At 70.7% G+C, this 18,979-nt stretch carries 15 protein-coding genes; 9 read left to right on the top strand and 6 right to left on the bottom strand.

The window, feature by feature from the left end; all coding sequences use genetic code 11:
• Nucleotides 1-12 precede the first annotated feature (12 nt).
• Nucleotides 13-1,125, bottom strand: a complete 1,113-nt coding sequence (locus tag J3S20_RS12095; RefSeq protein ID WP_216836732.1) for an aminotransferase class V-fold PLP-dependent enzyme — start codon at nt 1,123-1,125, stop codon at nt 13-15.
• A 66-nt stretch (nt 1,126-1,191) separates the two neighbouring features.
• Here J3S20_RS12095 and J3S20_RS12090 point away from each other — a divergent pair, with 66 nt between their 5' ends.
• From J3S20_RS12090 to J3S20_RS12080, 3 genes are all read left to right on the top strand, one after another.
• Nucleotides 1,192-2,358, top strand: a complete 1,167-nt coding sequence (locus J3S20_RS12090) for an acyl-CoA dehydrogenase family protein (RefSeq protein ID WP_216836731.1) — start codon at nt 1,192-1,194, stop codon at nt 2,356-2,358.
• 4 nt (nt 2,359-2,362) lie between these two features.
• On the top strand, nt 2,363-3,214 hold the full coding sequence (locus J3S20_RS12085) for an alpha/beta fold hydrolase (protein WP_216836730.1): 852 nt from the start codon (nt 2,363-2,365) through the stop codon (nt 3,212-3,214).
• 69 nt (nt 3,215-3,283) lie between these two features.
• Nucleotides 3,284-3,649, top strand: a complete 366-nt coding sequence (locus J3S20_RS12080; protein ID WP_216836729.1) for a DUF3597 domain-containing protein — start codon at nt 3,284-3,286, stop codon at nt 3,647-3,649.
• Between the two features lie 13 nt (nt 3,650-3,662).
• Here the strand turns inward: J3S20_RS12080 and J3S20_RS12075 are convergent, their stop codons facing one another.
• On the bottom strand, nt 3,663-4,433 hold the full coding sequence (locus J3S20_RS12075) for a maleate cis-trans isomerase family protein (RefSeq protein WP_216836728.1): 771 nt from the start codon (nt 4,431-4,433) through the stop codon (nt 3,663-3,665).
• Between the two features lie 91 nt (nt 4,434-4,524).
• Here J3S20_RS12075 and J3S20_RS12070 point away from each other — a divergent pair, with 91 nt between their 5' ends.
• The gene (locus J3S20_RS12070) at nt 4,525-5,493 is read left to right on the top strand and encodes a Bug family tripartite tricarboxylate transporter substrate binding protein (RefSeq protein WP_216836727.1); all 969 of its coding nucleotides are present in this window, start codon (nt 4,525-4,527) and stop codon (nt 5,491-5,493) included.
• Nucleotides 5,494-5,643: 150 nt separating this feature from the next.
• On the opposite strand, the gene J3S20_RS12065 is transcribed toward J3S20_RS12070, so the two are convergent.
• Nucleotides 5,644-8,805: a M10 family metallopeptidase C-terminal domain-containing protein gene (locus tag J3S20_RS12065; protein WP_216836726.1), complete on the bottom strand. Its 3,162-nt coding sequence runs from the start codon at nt 8,803-8,805 to the stop codon at nt 5,644-5,646.
• A gap of 166 nt (nt 8,806-8,971) precedes the next feature.
• On the opposite strand from J3S20_RS12065, the gene J3S20_RS12060 reads away from it, so the two are divergent.
• The 3 genes from J3S20_RS12060 to murA all read left to right on the top strand — a co-directional run bounded on the left by J3S20_RS12060 (nt 8,972) and on the right by murA (nt 11,164).
• Nucleotides 8,972-9,160 (top strand): hypothetical protein, encoded by a 189-nt coding sequence (locus J3S20_RS12060; RefSeq protein WP_216836725.1) that lies wholly within the window; start codon nt 8,972-8,974, stop codon nt 9,158-9,160.
• A gap of 86 nt (nt 9,161-9,246) precedes the next feature.
• Complete coding sequence (gene dcd, locus J3S20_RS12055; RefSeq protein ID WP_216836724.1) at nt 9,247-9,801, top strand: dCTP deaminase; 555 nt, start codon at nt 9,247-9,249, stop codon at nt 9,799-9,801.
• 94 nt (nt 9,802-9,895) lie between these two features.
• Complete coding sequence (gene murA, locus J3S20_RS12050; RefSeq protein WP_216836723.1) at nt 9,896-11,164, top strand: UDP-N-acetylglucosamine 1-carboxyvinyltransferase; 1,269 nt, start codon at nt 9,896-9,898, stop codon at nt 11,162-11,164.
• Between the two features lie 27 nt (nt 11,165-11,191).
• Here murA and J3S20_RS12045 read toward each other — a convergent pair whose 3' ends face one another.
• The 3 genes from J3S20_RS12045 to J3S20_RS12035 all read right to left on the bottom strand — a co-directional run bounded on the left by J3S20_RS12045 (nt 11,192) and on the right by J3S20_RS12035 (nt 15,987).
• Entirely contained in the window at nt 11,192-13,426 is a 2,235-nt protein-coding gene (locus J3S20_RS12045; protein ID WP_216836722.1) for an ATP-binding protein, read from the bottom strand.
• 240 nt (nt 13,427-13,666) lie between these two features.
• The gene (locus J3S20_RS12040; RefSeq protein WP_216836721.1) at nt 13,667-14,440 is read right to left on the bottom strand and encodes a short-chain dehydrogenase/reductase; all 774 of its coding nucleotides are present in this window, start codon (nt 14,438-14,440) and stop codon (nt 13,667-13,669) included.
• Between the two features lie 5 nt (nt 14,441-14,445).
• Nucleotides 14,446-15,987, bottom strand: a complete 1,542-nt coding sequence (locus J3S20_RS12035; RefSeq protein ID WP_216836720.1) for an acetolactate synthase large subunit — start codon at nt 15,985-15,987, stop codon at nt 14,446-14,448.
• A gap of 208 nt (nt 15,988-16,195) precedes the next feature.
• On the opposite strand from J3S20_RS12035, the gene J3S20_RS12030 reads away from it, so the two are divergent.
• A complete protein-coding gene (locus J3S20_RS12030) occupies nt 16,196-18,451 on the top strand; it encodes a fused MFS/spermidine synthase (RefSeq protein ID WP_216836719.1) in 2,256 nt (751 codons plus the stop codon).
• Between the two features lie 61 nt (nt 18,452-18,512).
• Nucleotides 18,513-18,971, top strand: coding sequence for a hypothetical protein (locus J3S20_RS12025; RefSeq protein ID WP_216836718.1), 459 nt, complete (start codon nt 18,513-18,515; stop codon nt 18,969-18,971).
• Nucleotides 18,972-18,979: the final 8 nt, after the last annotated feature.

The raw sequence follows: 18,979 nt of genomic DNA, 5'->3' as shown, positions 1-18,979 counted from the left end.
TTTTGCAAATCCTCAGTCGGACAGGGCGGCGGTGAGCGCGGCCATGATCGGGTCGATTTGAGAAAAATGGTTGTAGCCGTGGAAGCTGATGCGGATGCGGCCGCGGCCGTTCCAGGCGAGCACGCCGCGCGCGGCCATGCCCTCCACGACGCGGGCCGCGCGGTCATGCGCGATGCAGACGCTGGCGCCGTGCTGCGCCGGGTCGGGCGGGGTGATGCTGGGGATGCCGGCCTCGGCCAGCCGCGCCAGCAGCGCGACGGTCAGCCCCTGCACATGCGCCTGCACCTCGCGGCGCGCAAAACGATCGTGATGGTCCATCGCGGCATGCAGCGCATAGGCCGGCGCATGGGCGGGATTGCCGCGGGTGAAGCGGCCGGCATCGGCGCGCAGCGCGAGCGGCGCCGCATAATCAGGGCGTGGCCCGGTGACGATGGAGTACCAGCCCGCCGTCGCCGGCGCCCAGCCGGGCTGGCGCGCCTGGTTCCAGAAGGCGATGGCGGTGCCGGTGATGCCGAGCATCCATTTGTAGCAGGCGGAGAAGGCGAAGTCGGCGATATCCGCCTCGATCGGCAGCCAGCCGCTGCCTTGCGTGAAATCCACCACCAGCATCGCGCCCACGCCATCCGCCGCGGCGCGCAGCGCCGGCAGGTCGTGCCGGCGCGCATCGTAGTAGGAGACGGCGGAGACCGCGACCATCCGCGTCCGCGCATCCGCCGCCGCCGCCACCGCGGCTGGGTCCGCGATGGAGACGAAGCGCAGCTCCACGCCCTTCACCGAAAGCGGCGCGACGACGGAGGCATATTCGTTGCGGTCGACCAGCACATTGTCGCCGGGGCGCCAGTCCAGGCTCTCGACCAGCATGGACATCCCCTCCGCCACCGAGGAGACGAGGCCGATGCCCTGCACCGGCACGGACCATTCGGCCGCGAGGCGCGCGCGCAGCCGCTCCACCTCCGCATCCAACCGGGCGCGTCCGGCGGGGCCGGTGGATTTGTCCAGCGCGTGGCGGGACAGCGCCATGGCCTGGGCATGCAGCACCGGCGTCTCGCCGGCCGCGCAGACATGCACCAGGCCGGGCGGGATCATAAAATCGCCGGGGTCGAACAGGGGCTCGGAGAGGGACATCGGGACCGGAGGGTTGCGCTTCGCCGCCAGCTTGGCACGCTGTCGGGCGAGGAGACAGCCAGCGCCATGGATTTTGCCCTGACCGAGCAGCAGGAAGCCCTGCGCGATGCCGTGACGCGCATCTGCGCCCGCTTCGGCGACGACTACTGGCTTGCGGCCGACCGCAACCACCGCTTTCCGCAGGAATTCCATGCCGCCATGGCCGCCGATGGCTGGCTCGGCATCTGCATGCCGGACCGTGTCGGCGGCGCCGGGCTGGGCGTGACGGAGGCCGCGATCATGATGCAGGCGGTGGCGCAATCCGGCGCCGCCATGACCGGGGCGTCGGCCATCCACATGAACATCTTCGGGCCCATGCCGGTGGTGGTGCATGGCACGGAAGCCCAGCAGGACCGCATGCTGCCGCCGCTGATCGCGGGCGCCGAGAAGGCCTGCTTCGCGGTGACGGAGCCGAATACGGGCCTCGACACCACCCAGCTGAAGACCTTCGCCGCGCGCAGCAACACCGGCTATGTGCTAAAGGGCCAGAAGGTCTGGATCAGCACCGCGCAGGTGGCCGACCGCATGCTGATCCTGGCGCGCACCACGCCGCTGGAGCAGGTGAAGAAGCGCAGCGAGGGCCTGTCCCTGTTCTACACGCGGCTCGACCGCAGCAAGGTTCAGGTACGCGAGATTCCGAAGATGGGCCGCCACGGCGTCGATTCGAACGAGCTGTTCATCGACGGGCTGGAAGTGCCGGAGGAGGACCGCATCGGCGAGGAAGGCCGCGGCTTCGACTATATCCTGCACGGCCTCAACCCCGAGCGCATCCTGGTCGCCGCCGAGGCGATCGGCATCGGCCATGCCGCGATCGCGCGGGCTTCGGCCTATGCCAAGGACCGCGTCGTCTTTGGCCGTCCCATCGGCCAGAACCAGGCGATCCAGCACCCCCTCGCCGCCTGCTGGATGCAGTTGGAAGCGGCGCGGCTGATGGTGATGCAGGCCGCCTGGCTCTACGACCAGGGCCGGCCCTGCGGGGCGGAGGCCAATGCGGCCAAGTACCTGGCGGGCGAGGCCGGGTTCAATGCCTGCCAGCAGGCGGTGATGACGCTGGGTGGCTATGGCTATGCGCAGGAATTCCACCTGGAGCGCCTGTTGCGCGAAAGCCTGATCCCGCGCATCGCACCCGTCAGCCCGCAGCTGGTTCTTTGCTACATCGCCGAGCGCGTGCTCGGACTGCCCCGGAGTTACTGACTGGATGCTCGCCGAACTCGACGTCCATTTGCTCGCTGCGCTCGACGCCCAGGCCACCCGCCACGAAACCCCCTGCGGCACGGGCCGCATGGTCTGGCGGGTGTGGAATGCGTCAGGAGGCGCACCGGTGATGCTGCTGCATGGCGGCAGCGGGTCCTGGCGGCATTGGGTGAAGCAGATCCCCTGGCTGTCCGCGCAGCGCATGGTGATCGCGCCGGACATTCCCGGCCTCGGCGAAAGCGACGATCCGCCGGCACCGCAGGACCCCGCCACCATCGCCGGCGTGCTGGTGCAGGGCCTGTCCGGCATTGTGCCGGATACGGCGGCGATGGACCTGGTCGGCTTTTCCTTCGGCGCCATCACCTCCGGCCATGTCGCGCGACTGCTGGCGCCCAGGCTGCGCAGCGTCACCATCTGCGGCGCCGGCGCGCTCGGCACGCCGCGCAGCCCGACGCAGCTGGTGAAGGTGCGGGACAAGCAGGGCGCGGAGAAGGTGGCGGCGCATCGCCACAACCTCGCCGCGCTGATGTTCGCCGATGCGCAGAAGATCGATGCGCTGGCGCTGGAGATCCAGGAGATCAATTCCCAGGCGGCGCGCCTGCGCAGCCGGCAATTCGCGCCTTCCGGCAATCTGAAGGCTGCCCTGGCCGCCGCCACCGGCGTGCCGGTGAATGCCGTCTGGGGCGAGCGCGATGCGGTGGCCTGGCCCAACCTGCAGCAGCGCATCGATGCGCTGCACGAGGCCCGGCCGGATGCGCGCGTGGCGGTGGTGCCGGGCGCCGGGCATTGGGTGGCCTATGAGGCGGCGGCGGAATTCGACGCGCTGCTGCGGGACTGGCTGGCGCCGAACCGTTAGACGAACGAACCGAAGGCGCCATGCTGCGTTGCACTCCCGAATGGCCGAACCGGCCTCGGGAGCATCCGCGTGAGTATCTTCAAATCCATCCTGACCAAGATCTTCGGCGAGCGTGACGCCGCGACCCCCGCCGCACCCACCGCGGCACCTGGCGCCGCCACCGCCACCACCATGCCCCAGGTCGATGTGGAGGTGGTGCTGATGCAGATGGCCGCGGCTTCGAAGCAGAAGCTGGACTGGCGCCGGTCCATCGTCGACCTGCTGAAGTTGCTGGGCCTGGACAGCACGCAGGATGCGCGGCGGGAGCTGGCGAAGGAGCTGCGCTACAGCGGCGACATGAACGACACCGCCACGCTGAACCTGTGGCTGCATCGCCAGGTGATGACGAAGCTGGCGGAAAATGGCGGCCGCGTGCCGAATTCGCTGCGCGCCTGAAACCTGGCCGGGGTCAGCCGCCCATGCGTTCGCGGTAGCGCTGGCCCCAGCCTTCCCCGCGCACCCAGGCGAGGAAATTCCCGGCCGAGGGCGGCGTCTTCGTCACCGCGCAGACGCTGCGCCAGGCCAGGGCATGCATGCAGGAGGTCACCGGCGCCTCCCCCACGAAAGGTCTTCCCAAAATCGGCCCCAGCGTGGGCATGCCGGTGCCGAGCATCGCCACCGCCTGGACGTTTCCGGCCGGCAGCGCGGCCAGCGCAGCCGCCGCGCCTTCGGCCGTCATGGCATAGATCGGATGGAAGCTGCCATCGGACATGGCGCCCCGCGAAACCTCGGTCACGGCAAAGCCGCGCGCGGTCCAGTAGCCCACCGCCGCCTCCGTCAGGTCATCCGGATAGGGCGAGACCAGGCCGATGCGCTCGGCCCCCACGGCGTGGAAGGCGTCGCGCACCGCCAGCGCGGCGGTGATGACGGGGATGCCCAGCGCATCCTGCATCCGCGCCACCAGCGCATCCTCCTCCGCCACCCCCGCATAGTAGCTGGCGCCGGTGCAGGCGAAGGCGATGGCGTCGATCGGGGCATTCGCGAATTGCGCCGCCGCGCCCGGCAGGTCCCTCAGATAGTCCAGCAGCCGGGCGATGATGGTGGGCTTGGTGCTGGTCATCCGCGCATTCAGCATGGCGACGCCGGGCGGCCAGAGGATCGCGAATTCCGGCTCCACCGTCGTATTCGCCTGCGGCGTCAGCACGCCGACCAGCCCCTTCGGGGCATATTCCACCGCCATCGCCGCCTCTCCGGTCCCTGCAATCCCAGCGGTGTCCTTGTCCCGATCCGGGCCCCTCGGCAAGATGCGCGCCACCCTTCGGAGACCGCCCATGCGCCGCCGCCCGCTGCTGACGCTCCTGCCTACCCTGCTGGCCGCGCCGCACCTGGCGCGGGCGCAGGCCCTGCCGGGCGGCTACCCCTCCCGCCCCGTGCGCGTCGTCGTGCCCTTCCCGCCCGGCGGCACCACGGATTTCATCGCCCGCCTGGTCGCCGCCCGGCTGACCACCGTGCTCGGCCAGACCTTCGTGGTGGAGAACCGCGCCGGGGCCGGCGGCACGCTGGGGTCGGACCAGGTGGCGAAAAGTGCGCCGGACGGGCAGACGCTCATCGTCTCCAATATCGCCAGCTTCGGCGTGGGGCCGAGCGTCTATCGCGCCATGCCCTATGATTCGGTGCGCGACTTCGCGCATGTGGCGCTGATGGCGGAGATTCCCTCCGTCCTCGCGGTGAATGTCAGCAGCCCGATCCGCAGCCTGGCCGATTTCATCGCGGCGGCGAAGGCGCGGCCGGGGCTGAATGTTGGATCCCCGGGCAATGGCACCTCCTCCCACGCCAAGCAGGCGATCCTGCAGCGGGTGGCGGGCATCGAGACGACGCATGTGCCCTATCGCGGCAGCGGGCCGATGATGAACGACGTGGCCGGCGGCGCGCTGGAATCCATGATCACCACCCTGGTCGAGGCCGGGCGGAACGAGCGTTTCCGCCTGCTGGCCGTGACCGCCGAGACGCGCGTGCAGGGCTGGCCCGACCTGCCAACCTTCAAGGAGCTGGGCTACCCCGACCTCGTCGCCTCCACCTGGTTCGGCCTGTCTGCACCGGCCGGCACGCCGGAGCCGATCGTGACGCGCCTGAACGCGGAGGTGCTGGCGGCGCTGGCGACGCCCGAGATCACCGCGCGCCTGATCGAGACCGGCGCCACGCCGCGCCGGATGACGGCGCCCGAATACAGCGCCTTCGTCGCCGCGGAGGTGCGGCGCTGGGCGCAGGTGGTGCAGGCGGCAGGCATCCGGCTGGACTGATCCCAGCGGCCGCTTGCAGCGGCTCGCTGGCTTCCAGGCCCTCAAGCGCCGGGCGCCCGCTCCGCGGGCCTGGCGCGCCGGACTTCCGGCGGGCGCCGTTCGGCGCCTCGGCCGGGTGAGCCGGCCGCAGTTCCTTGCCTCTGCCGACGGCTACAGGATGAAATCGGCCTCGGTCAGCGCCTGCTGGCCAGCCAGGCGGATCACCGCCTCCGGCCCCGCGCCATCGCCGGCATCGAGCTGCACGGCGGTGCCGTTCGGGCCGGACTGCACGCGGACCGAGGCCTGCCCGCCGCCCGCGAAGGCATTGCTGCCGACGAAGACGAAGTCCTCCGCGAAGCCTTCCAGGCTGATCCGGTCACCCTCGGCCGAGGCGAAATCCAGGATGCGGCTCGCCGCCTCCCGCGGGCTTTCACTGAAGGCCGCGAAGCGGAAGAGATCCGCGCCCTCCCCGCCCGAAAGCACATCGGCCCCCTGGCCGCCCACCAGCGTGTCATCGCCCGCCTGGCCGAACAGGCGGTCATCGCCCGTCCCGCCCAGCAGCAGGCCGTCGCCGGCGCCGCCCACCATGGTGTCGTCATCCGCCTCGCCGAACAGGCTGTCGGCGCCCGTCCCGCCATTCAGGCGGTCCTCGCCCGCGCCGCCCAGCAGGAGATCCGCGCCGCCGCGGCCGAGCAGCCGGTCCTCGCCGGCGCCCCCGGCCAGCTCATCGCCGCCGGCACGGCCGACCAGGCGGTCCGCCGCATCCCCGCCCGTCCGCGTGATGCCGCCGAGGGCGATCAGCGCCAGCAGCGGGTCGTGGTCGCTGGCCTGTTCGGCGAATTCGCTGTTCACATGCACCGCATCGAAGCGCGTCTCGCCGGCCAGGCCCGCATTGACCAGGATATGGTCCAGCGACTGGCTGTTGCCGTCGAAGTTATAGGAATAGCGCTCCAGCGGCGGCAGCGTGTCCGTCAGGTTCACCAGCGGCGCGCCGGGGCCTGCCAGTTCCTGCATCGGCTCCTCGAACTCGAATTCGTTGTGGTCGCCGAGCACGACGATATTCGCATCCGGATCTTCCGCCAGCGCGGCGTCCACAAAGCCGCGCACCGCCTCCGCCTGCCCCTGGCGCTCGTCTTCCGAGCCGTTCACCGGCGGCTGGTTGGCGCCGAACAGCGGCTGGCTGCCGCCCTTGGAGGAGAAGTGGTTGTTCACCAGCGTCACCGTCTCCCCCTGGAAGGTGAAGTCGGCGATCAGCGGCAGGCGCGAGCCGTCGAAGGCCGCATCCTCCACCGTGCGCAGCGAGCCTTCGACCAGTTCGACGCGATCCGGGTTGTAGAGATAGGCGTTGCGGATATTGCCGCCCGGCTGGCCGCCGCCCCCGCCATTCTCGACGAAGGGATTGTCCACGAATTCGTAGCGCGGGCCGCCGGCGGCGACGATCGCATCGACCAGCGCCTGCAGCGTCGCCTCGGCCGAGACCAGGTCGCTGATCTCACCGCCATCGCCATCCTGCACTTCCTGCAGCGCGATGATGTCGGGCGTCTTCAGGTTGTTGACGATGTCCTGCGCGATGCGCGCCAACTGGCCATCGCCCACGTCGTCATCGACATTGCTGGCGCTGCGGTCGGCGACCAGGTTCTGGTCCTCCACCTTCGGGTCCAGGTTCAGCACGTTGTAGGTGGCGACCAGCAGGTCGGCGCCCTCGGCACGGAAGCTGGTGACCTCCCGCTCCAGCGTGCTCGGCGCGGTCACCGTATAGGCCTCGGTCGGGATCAGCTCGTAATTGCCGAAATTGTAGCCGATGACGCCGGTGACATTGCCGAGCTGCGCGCCGACATCGACGTCCGGCGTGCCGGCCGCGAAGACGCCGCTATCCTCGTCGATCTGGATGCGCTCGGGGTTGAAGTCGCCGCCCGTCGTATTCGTCACGCCGGGGCCGCCGGTGCCGGGCTCGATGTTCAGCGTGCCGCGGTCGCTGAGGCCGGTGGGCTCGCCCACCACGGTCCAGATCTCGCCGAAGCCATTGGTGGCGCCCACCACCTTCGGGGTCTCCAGCGTCACCCGCATGGCTTCCAGGCTCTCGAAGAAGGCCACCCCCTCCACCAGCGATTCGGTCGGCGGCAGCAGGCCGTCCTCGCCCAGCAGCACCGCATCCGGCAGGGCATTGCCGGAGGAGATCACCAGGCTGGCGCCGGCGCCGGTCGCGGCGATCTGGGTGGTGGAGAGATTGCCGGTGGCGGCGCCGCCAGGGGTGAATTCGCTGACCGTGCCCTGCACCGTCACCGCATCGCCCACCGCGACGGAGGGCGCGCTGCCGGTGAAGACGAAGATGGCGTCGGAGGTGGCGGCATTGCCGTCGCCCACCGCGTCCTGCAGGTAGTAGCCGTTGCTGTCCACGGCGGTGACGATGCCGCCGGTGCGGACCTGCTGCCCGGCCAGGGCGGAGGTCAGGCCGCTGCCCTGGATGGTGAAGATGCTGGTCAGCGGCAGCGCATCCGTCACCGCCACATCCAGGCTCTGCGGATCCAGATCGTCGTAGTTGGCATCGTCGGAGGTGGCGGTGATGGCGATGGCCAGCGCCTCCGTCCCCTCCGCCAGGCCGTCTTCCGGCGCGGAGACGGTGACCTGCTGCGGCTGGTCCCAATTGGCCGCGGTGAAGACCAGGGTCTCGGCCGACAGGGCGAGGTCCGCGCCCGGCGCGGCCAGGGTGACGGTGACATCGGCGGCGGGCTGGGTGCGCAGCACCACCGTGAAGCTGGCGCCGGCGCCGCCCTCATCCAGGGCCAGCGTGCTGGCGGAGACGACCAGGCCGGGGGCCGATTCGCCGCCGAAGGACTGGCCGGCATTCACCCCGCCAAAACTGTTGGAACCCGGCGTCGGGGCCCAGGCGAAATCATCGTATTCGGTGCCGGTTCCGGTGAGCTGCAGCGAGGAGCCCAGCGGCTCCGCGCCCAACTGCGCCACGCCGATATCGGTGCTGGTCAGCCCGGCCGCGGGCCCGTCCACGGCGGTCAGCGTGCCCTCATAGCTCAGGAACTGCACCACCTGGCCATCCGGATCGACCAGCGCGATGGCATCCGGCGCGCCGTTCTGCAGGCCATTGGCGGGATAGGCGACGACCGCGGTGCCGAAGCCGCCGCCCTGGTCGGCCAGCACGCCGGTCAGCGCGTTCAGGGCGGCCGGGCTCTCATAGACCTGGCCGTTGGAGCCGTTGTAGCGGACCAGGGTCCAGCCGGTCAGGTCGGTGCCCGCGGGCCCTGCGATCTCGATGCGCTCATCCGCATCGGCGCCGTCATTGTCGTAGTGGATCTCATTGATGAAGATGCTGGTCATCGTCCCGCCCCTCTTGCGCAGCGGCGCGGAGCTAGCCGGGTGGCGGAGACGAGGTCTCGTTAAGATATGGAGGCAGGGGGTGCGGCCGGCCAGTTCTCGCGCCACGGTGATCCCAGCGGCGTCCCGGGGCTTGACCGGCGACGCCCGGCGCGGTTCGTCATCCGGCATGGATGACCCGCCCGCCCCCGCATCCCGCAAGACCGAGGCGCAGCTGGCGCGGGAAGCGCGGCTGGCGGCGGCGCTGCGGGAGAATCTGCGCCGGCGCAAGGCCCAGGCGCGGGCGCGGGCCGAGCCCCCTGAAATTGCCCCGCCAAGCGCCGCCCCGCCCGCCACCGAGCCGCCGGCGGAGGACTGATGGCCACCCCGAAGGCCCGGGCATTGGACGCCCGGGCGCGCATCGGGTAACCCGCCCCACCACCTTCGCCCAAAGGCCGCCGCCCCATGTCCATCATGCCCGATACCTGGATCCGCCGCATGGCGCAGGAAACGGGAATGATCGAACCCTTCGTCGAATCGCAGCGGCGGGAGGGGGTGATCTCCTACGGCCTGTCCAGCTACGGCTACGACGCCCGCCTGGCCGACGAGTTCAAGATTTTTACGAACGTCGACAATGCGGTGGTGGATCCGAAGGTCTTCTCCGACCAGGGGTTCGTGACGCGGCGGGGGGAGACCTGCATCATCCCGCCGAACAGCTTCGTGCTGTGCCACACGATCGAATACTTCCGCATCCCGCGCGACGTGCTGGTGATCTGCCTCGGCAAGTCCACCTATGCGCGCTGCGGGCTGATCGTGAACGTCACGCCGCTGGAGCCCGAATGGGAGGGCCAGGTGACCATCGAGATCAGCAACACCACGCCGCTGCCCGCCCGCATCTATGCCAATGAGGGCATCTGCCAGTTCCTGTTCCTGCAGGGCAGCGCGCCGCCCGAGGTCAGCTATGCCGACCGCAAGGGCAAGTATATGGGCCAGCGCGGCGTCTCGCTGCCGAGGCTTTGAAGCGCGCGGCATTGGCCGCGGGCCCCGTTCGGGGCCTCGGGCGGCCTGCAGCCACCCGCCTTGGTTCGATCATCCCGCCAGGAAGGTACCTCTGATGGACCGCATCCGCATCCGCGGCGGCAAGCCGCTCTCCGGCAGCATCCCGATCGGCGGCGCCAAGAACGCCACCCTGCCGCTGATGGCCGCCGGCCTGCTCTCCGACGGGCCGCTGGTGCTCGAGAATGCGCCGGACCTGGCGGATATCGCCACCATGCGCGCCCTGCTGGTGCAGCACGGCATGAAGGTCGAGCACGACAAGGCGCAGCGCCGCCTGGTGCTGTCCGGTGCCGCCGACAATCTGGAAGCGCCCTATGACCTGGTGCGCAAGATGCGCGCCTCCGTCCTGGTGATGGGCCCGCTGCTGGCCCGCTTCGGGGAGGCGCGGGTCTCCCTGCCCGGCGGCTGCGCCATCGGCACCAGGCCGGTGGACCTGCACATCAAGGGGCTGGAGCAGATGGGCGCCGTCTTCGACCTGGAAGGCGGCTACATGCATGCGAAGGCGCCGGCCACCGGCGCCGGGCATTTCCTGCGCGGCGCCAAGATCATCTTCCCCCAGGTCAGCGTCGGCGCCACCGAGAACCTGCTGATGGCCGCAGCCCTGGCCGAGGGCACGACGGAGCTGGTGAATGCGGCGCGGGAGCCGGAGATCGGCGACCTCGCCATGTGCCTGATGCGCATGGGCGCGCGGATCGAGGGCATCGGCACGGACCGCCTGGTGATCGAGGGCGTGAAGCAGCTCGGCGCCGCCACCCACCCGATCATCCCCGACCGCATCGAGGCCGGCACCTATGCCTGCGCCGCGGCCATCACCGGCGGCACGCTGCTGCTGGAAGGCGCGCGGATGGTCGACCTCGGCGCCGTGGTGCGGACCATGCGCGAATGCGGGGTGGATGTGGCGGAGGAGACGGAGGGGCTGCGCATCACCCGCAAGGGCGGCCTGCGCGGCGCCGATGTGATGACCGAGCCCTTCCCCGGCTTCGCCACCGACATGCAGGCGCAGTTCATGGCGCTGATGTGCGTCGCCGAGGGCGCCTCCATGATCACGGAGACGATCTTCGAGAACCGCTTCATGCATGTGCCGGAACTCACCCGCATGGGGGCGCGCATCAAGTATCACGGCCAGTCAGCCATCGTGCGCGGCGTGCCGAAGCTGTCCGGCGCCCCGGTGATGGCGACCGACCTGCGCGCCAGCGTCTCCCTGGTCCTGGCGGGTCTGGCGGCGCAGGGGGAGACGATCGTCAACCGCGTCTATCACCTGGATCGCGGCTATGAGGCGATCGAGCGCAAGCTTTCGGCCGTGGGCGCGGCGATCGAGCGGGTCTGATCCGGCGCAGGGCGCGCCAAGCCGCGCTCAACCAGCCGTGCGGAGCACGTGGCGTAGCTTCTCGGCCAGTTCCTGCCGGCGATAGGGCTTGGACAGCAGCACCACGCCGGGGTCCAGCCTGCCGTGATGCACCACGGCATTCTCGGTATAGCCGGAGGTGTACAGCACGCGCAGGCCGGGCCGCATGCGCAGCGCGGCTTCTGCCAGCTGCGGGCCGGACATGCCGCCGGGCATCACCACATCGGTGAACAGCACATCGACCTCGGCCGCGCTGTGCAGCACCGCCATCGCCTCCTGCCCATTGCCCGCGGCCAGCACGCGGTAGCCGAGATGCTTCAGCTCCCCCACCACATGGCCGCGCACCAGCGCGTCGTCTTCCACCACCAGCACCGCCTCGGTCCCTCCGGGCAGGGCGGCGGCCGGCGCCAGCGGCGGGCGGCGCACGACATCGGACTTCGCGGCGCGCGGCAGGTAGATCTTTACGCTCGTGCCGTGGCCGGGCTCCGAATAGATCTTCACATGGCCCTGGGACTGCTTGACGAAGCCATAGACCATGCTGAGGCCGAGGCCGCTGCCACGGCCGAATTCCTTGGTGGTGAAGAAGGGCTCGAAGGCCTGGGCCATCACCTCCGGCGTCATGCCGCAGCCGGTATCGGTGACGGCGATCACCAGGTATTCGCCCGGCGTCACCTCCTCGTTCTGTGCGGCATAGGCGGCATCCAGCTCGGTGAGGCCCGTCTCCACCGTCAGCTGCCCGCCATCGGGCATGGCATCGCGCGCGTTCAGCGCCAGGTTCAGCAGCGCCGCCTCCAGCTGCGCCGCGTCCACCAGGGCGGAGGGCAGGCCCGGCTCCAGGTCCAGGCGGCAGACCACATGCTCGCCCAGCGTGCGGCGCAGCAGCAGTTCGATGCGCAGGATCTCCGCGCCCAGGTCGGTGGCGCGCGGCTCCAGCGGCTGGCGGCGGGCGAAGGCGAGCAGGCTGCGCGTCAGCTCCCCGCCGCGTTCCGCCGCCGTGCGGGTGGTCTCGGCCAGTTGCAGCAGTTCCTCTTCCTGCTGCAGCCGCTCCGCCAGCAATTCGGCGCTGCCGATGATGACGGTCAGCAGGTTGTTGAAGTCATGCGCCAGCCCGCCGGTCAGCTGGCCCACCGCTTCCATCCGCTGCGCCTGCAGCAGCTTGCGGTTCAGATCGCCGATGGCGTCCCGCTGCTGCTGCAGCGAGTCAGCGCTGCGGTTCAGCACCGCGATCAGCCCGCCGAGTTCCCCGCCCGGATGCGGCGGCGCGATGCGCGCGGTCAGGTCGCCCTGGCCGAGGCGCCTGGCCATGGCGGCGATGCGGCCGATCTCGCGGCGGATCGCGACCTCGCCGATCGCCCAGACGGCGCCACCCAGCACCAGGCAGAGCAAAGCGAGGATCAGCAGGTCCTGCCGCAGCCGCCGATCCGCCGGCGCGACCAGCGCCTGGCGGTTCTGCCCCACCAGGATGCGCAGCCCCGCCTGGCCCACATGCGGGGCCGTGCCGGTGGCCCAGATCATGGCGGCGCCCTTCTCATCGCGCAGCTCCGTCGTCTGTCCGGCACCGGCGGCAAGGGCGAAGCGACCAAGCGGCGCGTTAAGGATCGACTCGCCCAGCTGCGAAGCGCGGGACGGGTCGGGCTCCCAGACCAGCACCGTGCCCTGGGAATCCACCAGCAGCACCTCGACCCCCGGCACCAGCAGCCGCAGCTCCTCTCGCACCAGCCGCGTCAGGTCGAGCCCTGCCAGCAGCACCAGCTCCAGGTCGCCGGCCAGGTTGCGTACCGGCCGCACCACCTGCAGCACGGCACTGCCGCTCATCCGCCCGAAGGCGGAATCGAGGATGAGGCCGTCCTCCGTCGTCAGCGCCCGCTGGAAATAGCTCCGGTCGACGAAGCTGACCTCCCGCCCGGATTGCAGGGAGTCGCAGAACAGCCGGCCCTCGCGGTCCGTCGTCAGCAGGCCGGTATATTGGGGATACTGGGCGCGCACCCGGGCCAGGAAAAGCGAGCAGCCTTCCCGGCTCTGCCTCTGCAGCTCCGGCGCCCGGGCCAGGCCGAAGAGCAATTGCCCCGTGCTCAGGATGCGCACCTCGATGTCGCGGGCGACGTCGACGGCGGTGTCGGCAAGCCTGCGCGTCGCGAGGTCGATCTGTGCCTGCCGTTCGGCGAAGGAACGCAGCCCCAGCAAAAGCGCCGGCACGACCATGGCGATGAGGGCGAGCCAGAGCAATCTGGTGCGGATGCTCATGCCTGGATCACCCTGTCCGGCTCCCTGGTTTCGCTCTTCGGCGCATCCTCAGCGACATTGCGGCGCTGCCGAACCGGACCTGTCCACAACATTGCGATGCTGACATGACAAAAAGGGCGCGGCAACTACTCGTGTGCCAGACCCGCGCGCCGGTTGAAATGGGCAAGACTTGCCGCCGCGCAGCGTTGCGGCCCCGGCTGCAGCTGGGTGCGGCGCGATCCGCGATCGCGCCGCGGCGGATCAGCCGCGGAACATGCCGCCGCCATCCACATCCACCACGGTGCCGTTCACATAGGCCGCCCGCGGCGAGGCGAGGAAGACCGAGAGATCGGCGATCTCCGCCGCCTCGATGGCGCGGCCATAGGGCAGGCCGGTGAGCGTCTCCGCCCAGCGCTCGGGATCGCCGAACTTCAGCTGGGCATTGACCCGGGCCTGGGTTTCCATGCGGTCCGTCCGGGTCGCTGCCGGGTTGATGCCCAGCACCCGGACGCCGCTGGCCTGCGCCGCGCCGCCGAGCGCCGAGGTGAAGGCGATCAGCGCCGCATTGCCGGTGCCGCCGCAGATATAGCCCATGCGCGGGGCGCGGCCGGCCATGCCGATGATGTTCAGGATGACGCCGGCGCCCCTGGCCTCCATGCCCGCATAGTAGAGCTGGCACATGTGGATATAGCCGAGGACCTTGAGGTCCCAGGCCTGCTGCCAGCGGGCGAAGGGGATGTCCTGCAGCCGGCCGGACGGGATGGCGCCGGCATTGTTCACCAGGATGTCCACCTCCGGGAAGGCGGCGTGCAGCCGCTCGCGCTCATTCGGCTGGGACAGGTCGGCGGCCAGCGTCTCCACCCGCACCTGCGCTGCGCCGCGCACCGTATCCGCGGCTTGGCCCAGGGTCGCGGCATCGCGCCCGACCAGCACCAGGTCGCAGCCCTCCGCCGCGAAGGCCTGGGCGCAGGCCAGGCCGATGCCCTTCGAGCCGCCGGTGATCAGCACGCGGCGGCCGGCAAGGTTCATGTCCATGCGCGTCAGACTTCCATCTCGATGAGGAACGGCCCGTCACTCGCAAAGCTCTGGCGCATCAGGTCCGCCACGCCTTCCAGCGTATTGGTGCGCGCGGCCTCGACGCCCATGCCATTGGCCAGCTTCACCCAGTCGAGGTCCGGATTGCCGAGGTCCAGCATGTCCATCGCCGTGCGGCCTGGATTGGCGCCGACGCCGTGATATTCGCCGATCAGGATCTGGTACTTGCGGTTGGAGATGACGATGGTCGTCACCGGCAGCTTCTCGCGCGCCTGGGTCCACAACCCCTGCAGCGTGTACATGCCGGAGCCATCGGCCTGCAGGTTGATCACCCGCCGGCCTGGGGCGCCGATGGCCGCCCCGGTGGCCAGCGGGATGCCGCAGCCGATGGCGCCGCCGGTGATATGCAGCCAGTCATGCGCCGGCGCGGCATGGGTGAACTTGTAGAAGCCGCGGCCGAAGGAGACGGATTCGTCGGCGACCACGGCATGGTCCGGCATCAGCGCGGCCAGCGTCTGCGCCAGGCCTTCCGGCGTCGGCGTGCCGCGCACGGCCTCGGGCCGGGGCCCCGGGCTGGGGATGGCAGCCTCCGGCGCGCCAAGCTCCTCGGCCAGCGCGGTCAGCGCCTGGATCGGGTCGGCCTCGTAGCGCGTCAGCAGCAGGATGTCGGCGTCTTCCCGGTGGTGGCGGGACGGCTTGTTGGGATAGGCGAAGAAGCCGACCGGCGCCTTGGAATTGACCAGGATGATGGTGGTGTAGGGCTTCAGCGCCTCGATCGCGAGGTCGACCGGATAGGGCACGCGCTCCAGCTGCATGCGGCCCTGGCCGCGCTCGACCCGGCTGTTCGACATCTCGGCCAGCACATGCGCGCCGGTTGCCTGGGCGATGCGCCAGGCCAGCGCCTGCGCTTCGCTGGTCAGCGCCAGGCCGCCCAGCAGGATCAGCACATTCTGCCGGCTGCGCAGCGCCTTCGCGGCGTTGTGGATGGCCAGCGGATCGGCCTGCGGCGCGGCGGGCACCGGCAGGGCGGCGGCGGGGCCGCCTGGCGCCTCGTCCCAGCAGGTATCCGAGGGCAGGATCAGCGTCGCGATCTGGCCCGGGGAGGTGCGCGCCGCCTGCACGGCCACCGCGGCATCCCGCGCCACCTCCGTCGCCTTCTCCACGGTGCGGACCCAGCCGGAGACGCCGCGCGCAAAACCCTCGGTATCGGCGGTCAGCTGCGCATCCAGCGGGCGGTGGTAGGTCGCCTGATCGCCGACGCAGTTCACCATGGCGGAGCGCGCCCGGCGGGCATTGTGGAGGTTGGCAAGGCCGTTCGCCAGGCCCGGGCCGCAATGCAGCAGCGTCGCGGCCGGCTTGCCGGACATGCGGAAATAGCCATCCGCCATGCCGGTGACGACATTCTCCTGCAGGCCCAGCACGCAGCGCATGCCGGGGATGCGGTCCAGGGCCGCGACGAAATGCATCTCGCTGGTGCCAGGATTGGCGAAGCAGGTATCGACCCCCGCCCCTAGCAGGGTGTGCACCAGACTCTCGGCTCCGTTCACCGCAATCCTCCCCGAACGACAGGGCCGCAAGGTGCGCGGGCCCGGGCGCAGCCGCAAGGGTGGGGCGCAGCCGCAAGGGTGGGGCGGGCGGAAGCGGGGTGCCATCGGCCCGGACTTCCTTACCGGGTGATTTACGTCTCGCAATCTTCGAAGGAAGATGACGGTTGCGTGAGGAGGGGGGCTCCCGCGCCAAGGGGGACTCTCGGGAATGCCGCGTCTGGCGATCGCTTTCTTCTGCTCGGGCTTTGCCGCCCTGCTCTGCCAGATCGTCTGGCAGCGGATGCTCGGCATCTTCGCGGGCTCCGACACGGTCTCGGCCGCCCTGGTGGTGGGCGCCTTCCTGGCCGGGCTGGGGCTCGGCTCCATCCTGGGCGCCCGGCTGGCGGACCGGCTTTCGCCCTTCCATGCCCTGCTGGGCTTCGCCCTGGCGGAGGCCGGCGTGGCGGGCTTCGCGCTGGTCTCCAAGCTGTTCCTCTATGACCTGCTGGCCACAGACCTGGCCGGGGTGGTGGACAGCCCGGTGGCGATCTTCGCGCTGTGCTTCGCGGGCCTGGTGCTGCCGACGACGCTGATGGGCGCCTCCCTGCCCCTGCTGGCCCGCGCGGTGGCCACCAGCCTGGACACGGTGGCGGAGCGCATCGGCAGCCTCTACGGGCTGAACACGCTGGGGGCCGGGCTGGGCGCGCTGCTCGGCGGCTGGGTGCTGGTGGGGCATCTGGGCTTCGTCGGCGCGCTCGCCCTGGCGGCAGGGCTGGATGTGCTGGCCGCGCTGCTGGCGCTGACCCTGCTGCCGGGCCTGTCCCGCATCGCGCCGCCGCCCCCGGCGCCGCGCCGGGTCGCCGCCACCCAGGCCGAGCCCTTCGGCAGCCTGCGGCTGTGGTGCCTGCTGGTCTTTCTCTCGGGCTATATCATCGTGGCGATGGAGATCGTCTGGGTCCGGCTGATGGGGCAGATCGGCCAGTACCACGCCTATCTCTTCCCCACCGTGCTCGGCATCTTCCTGCTGGCGGATGGCGCCGGGATCGCGGTGGCCTCCCGCCTTGTGCGGCGGATGCGCGATCCGCGGCCGGCCTTCTTCCTGACCCAGGCGGGCGGCTTCGCCCTGGGGGCGGCGCTGATCCTGCTGCTGGTCTGGGCGCTGCCGCACTGGCCGATCAACCAGTTCGTCTCGGCCGATCTGCAGCGGCTGCGCGATGGCGGGCTGGTGACGACGGTGCTGCTGACGCTGGCCGTGGTGGGCCCGCCGAGCTTCCTCATCGGCATGACCTTCCCCTTCGTGCAGCGCGCCGTGCAGCAGGACCTGGCGAGCGTCGGCGCCCGCGTCGGCTGGGTGCAGCTGTTCAACATCCTGGGCAATGCGGCGGGGTCGATCCTGACCGGGCTGGTGACCTTCCACCTCATCGGCACCGCGGGCACGCTGCGGCTGCTGGCGGCGCTGTCGCTGCTGCTGCTGCTGGGCTGGCTCTGGCGCGCGGGCCGGGGGCGGAAGCCGGAGATGGCGCTGGCGGCGGCCTGCGCCCTGGCGCTGGTGGCGCTGCCGGGCAATGCCGCGCTGTGGTCCCGCCTGCATGCCGAGAAGCCGGGCCAGCTGGTCGCCTGGTCTGAGGACCGCTCCGGCATCGCCTTCTTCCGCGACGACAACCGGCCCGAGCTCGGCCCGCACGGGCCCTTCTTCATCCAGGGCTTCAGCCAGGGCCGCATTCCCTTCCTGCCGATCCACCAGTTCCTGGGCGCGGTCGGGCCGCTGCTGCATCCGGATCCCAAGAAGGTCCTCTGCATCGGCATCGGCTCCGGCGGCACGCCCTGGGCGGCCGGCGTCTCGCCCGCCACGCAATCGGTGCGCGCGATCGAGCTGGTGGGGCCGGTGCTGACCGCGCATGCGCAGATCGCCGCCCGCTACCCCGGCAGCCCGATCGCCGAGATGGTGACCAATCCGCGCTGGGACCTGGAATATGGCGATGGCCGCCGCGCCCTGGCGCGGGGGGAGGAGCTGTACGACGTGATCCAGGCCGATGCGATCCTGCCGGAGGGGTCGCATTCCGGCCTGCTCTATTCGGCGGAATTCCTGCAGCAGGTGCGGGCGCGGCTGGCGCCGGGCGGGATCTATGTGCAGTGGGGGCCGAGCCGGCGCGTGGTGGCGACCTTCGCCGCGGTCTTTCCGCATACGCTGCTGCTGATGCCGGGCTCCGTCCTGGTCGGCTCCGACAGCCCCATCCCCTATGATCCGGTGGCCCTGGCGCAGCGCTTCGCCCAGCCGGCGGTGGCCGCCCACCTGGCCCGCGGCAATCGCGACTTCCGCGACTATGCCACGCTTTTCGCGCGGCCGGCCCTGGCCTGGGGCCCGGGCTCGGCGCGGCCGGAGGTGCGGCTGACGGATGTCTTTCCGCGTGACGAATTCTATCTGAACAACGGGGTGCGCCAGACGCATGCGCTGCGCCGGCCCGAGGATCTGCTGGAGGAGTGATGGTGCCGACCCGGAGGGCGGGTTAACCTCCGCCCCTGCGAAAACGCTGCGGATGGAGTCGATGAAGAAGGTTTTGCTGGTCGGCTTCATCTGCGGCGCGCTCGCCGTGCTGGTCTTTCACCAGGGCACGCTCTGGGTCCTGTTCCATCAGTTCCCGCTGATCAAGATGCTGCCCTTCGTGCCGGAGGCTTTCCGCCCGGCCTCGCCCGGCTTCAATATCCGCCCGGTGCCGCCGCTGGGCGTGCCGCAGGTTCTCTCGGCCGCCTTCTGGGGCGGGCTCTGGGGAATCGTGCTGGCGGCGCTGATCCGCTGGGGGCGGCTGCCGGACCTGCTGACCGGCTTCGTGCTGGGGGCGGTGGTCTGCACCGTCGTGGGCTTCACCGTGGTGGCGCAGCTGCGCGGCGCGCCGATGTGGGCGGGCGGCAATGGCATCGTCTGGGCGCGGGCGGCGCTGCTGAACGGCGCCTTCGGCTGGGGTGCGGCCTTCCTGATGCGGCCCTTCTCGCTGCGCGGCGGCTGAAGCGCAGC

This window comes from Falsiroseomonas tokyonensis (assembly GCF_019024325.1).
In the GTDB taxonomy this organism is placed as follows: domain Bacteria; phylum Pseudomonadota; class Alphaproteobacteria; order Acetobacterales; family Acetobacteraceae; genus Falsiroseomonas; species Falsiroseomonas tokyonensis.
Note: the sequence above shows the minus strand (reverse complement) of the source record. Positions and strands in the feature narration are given on the sequence as shown.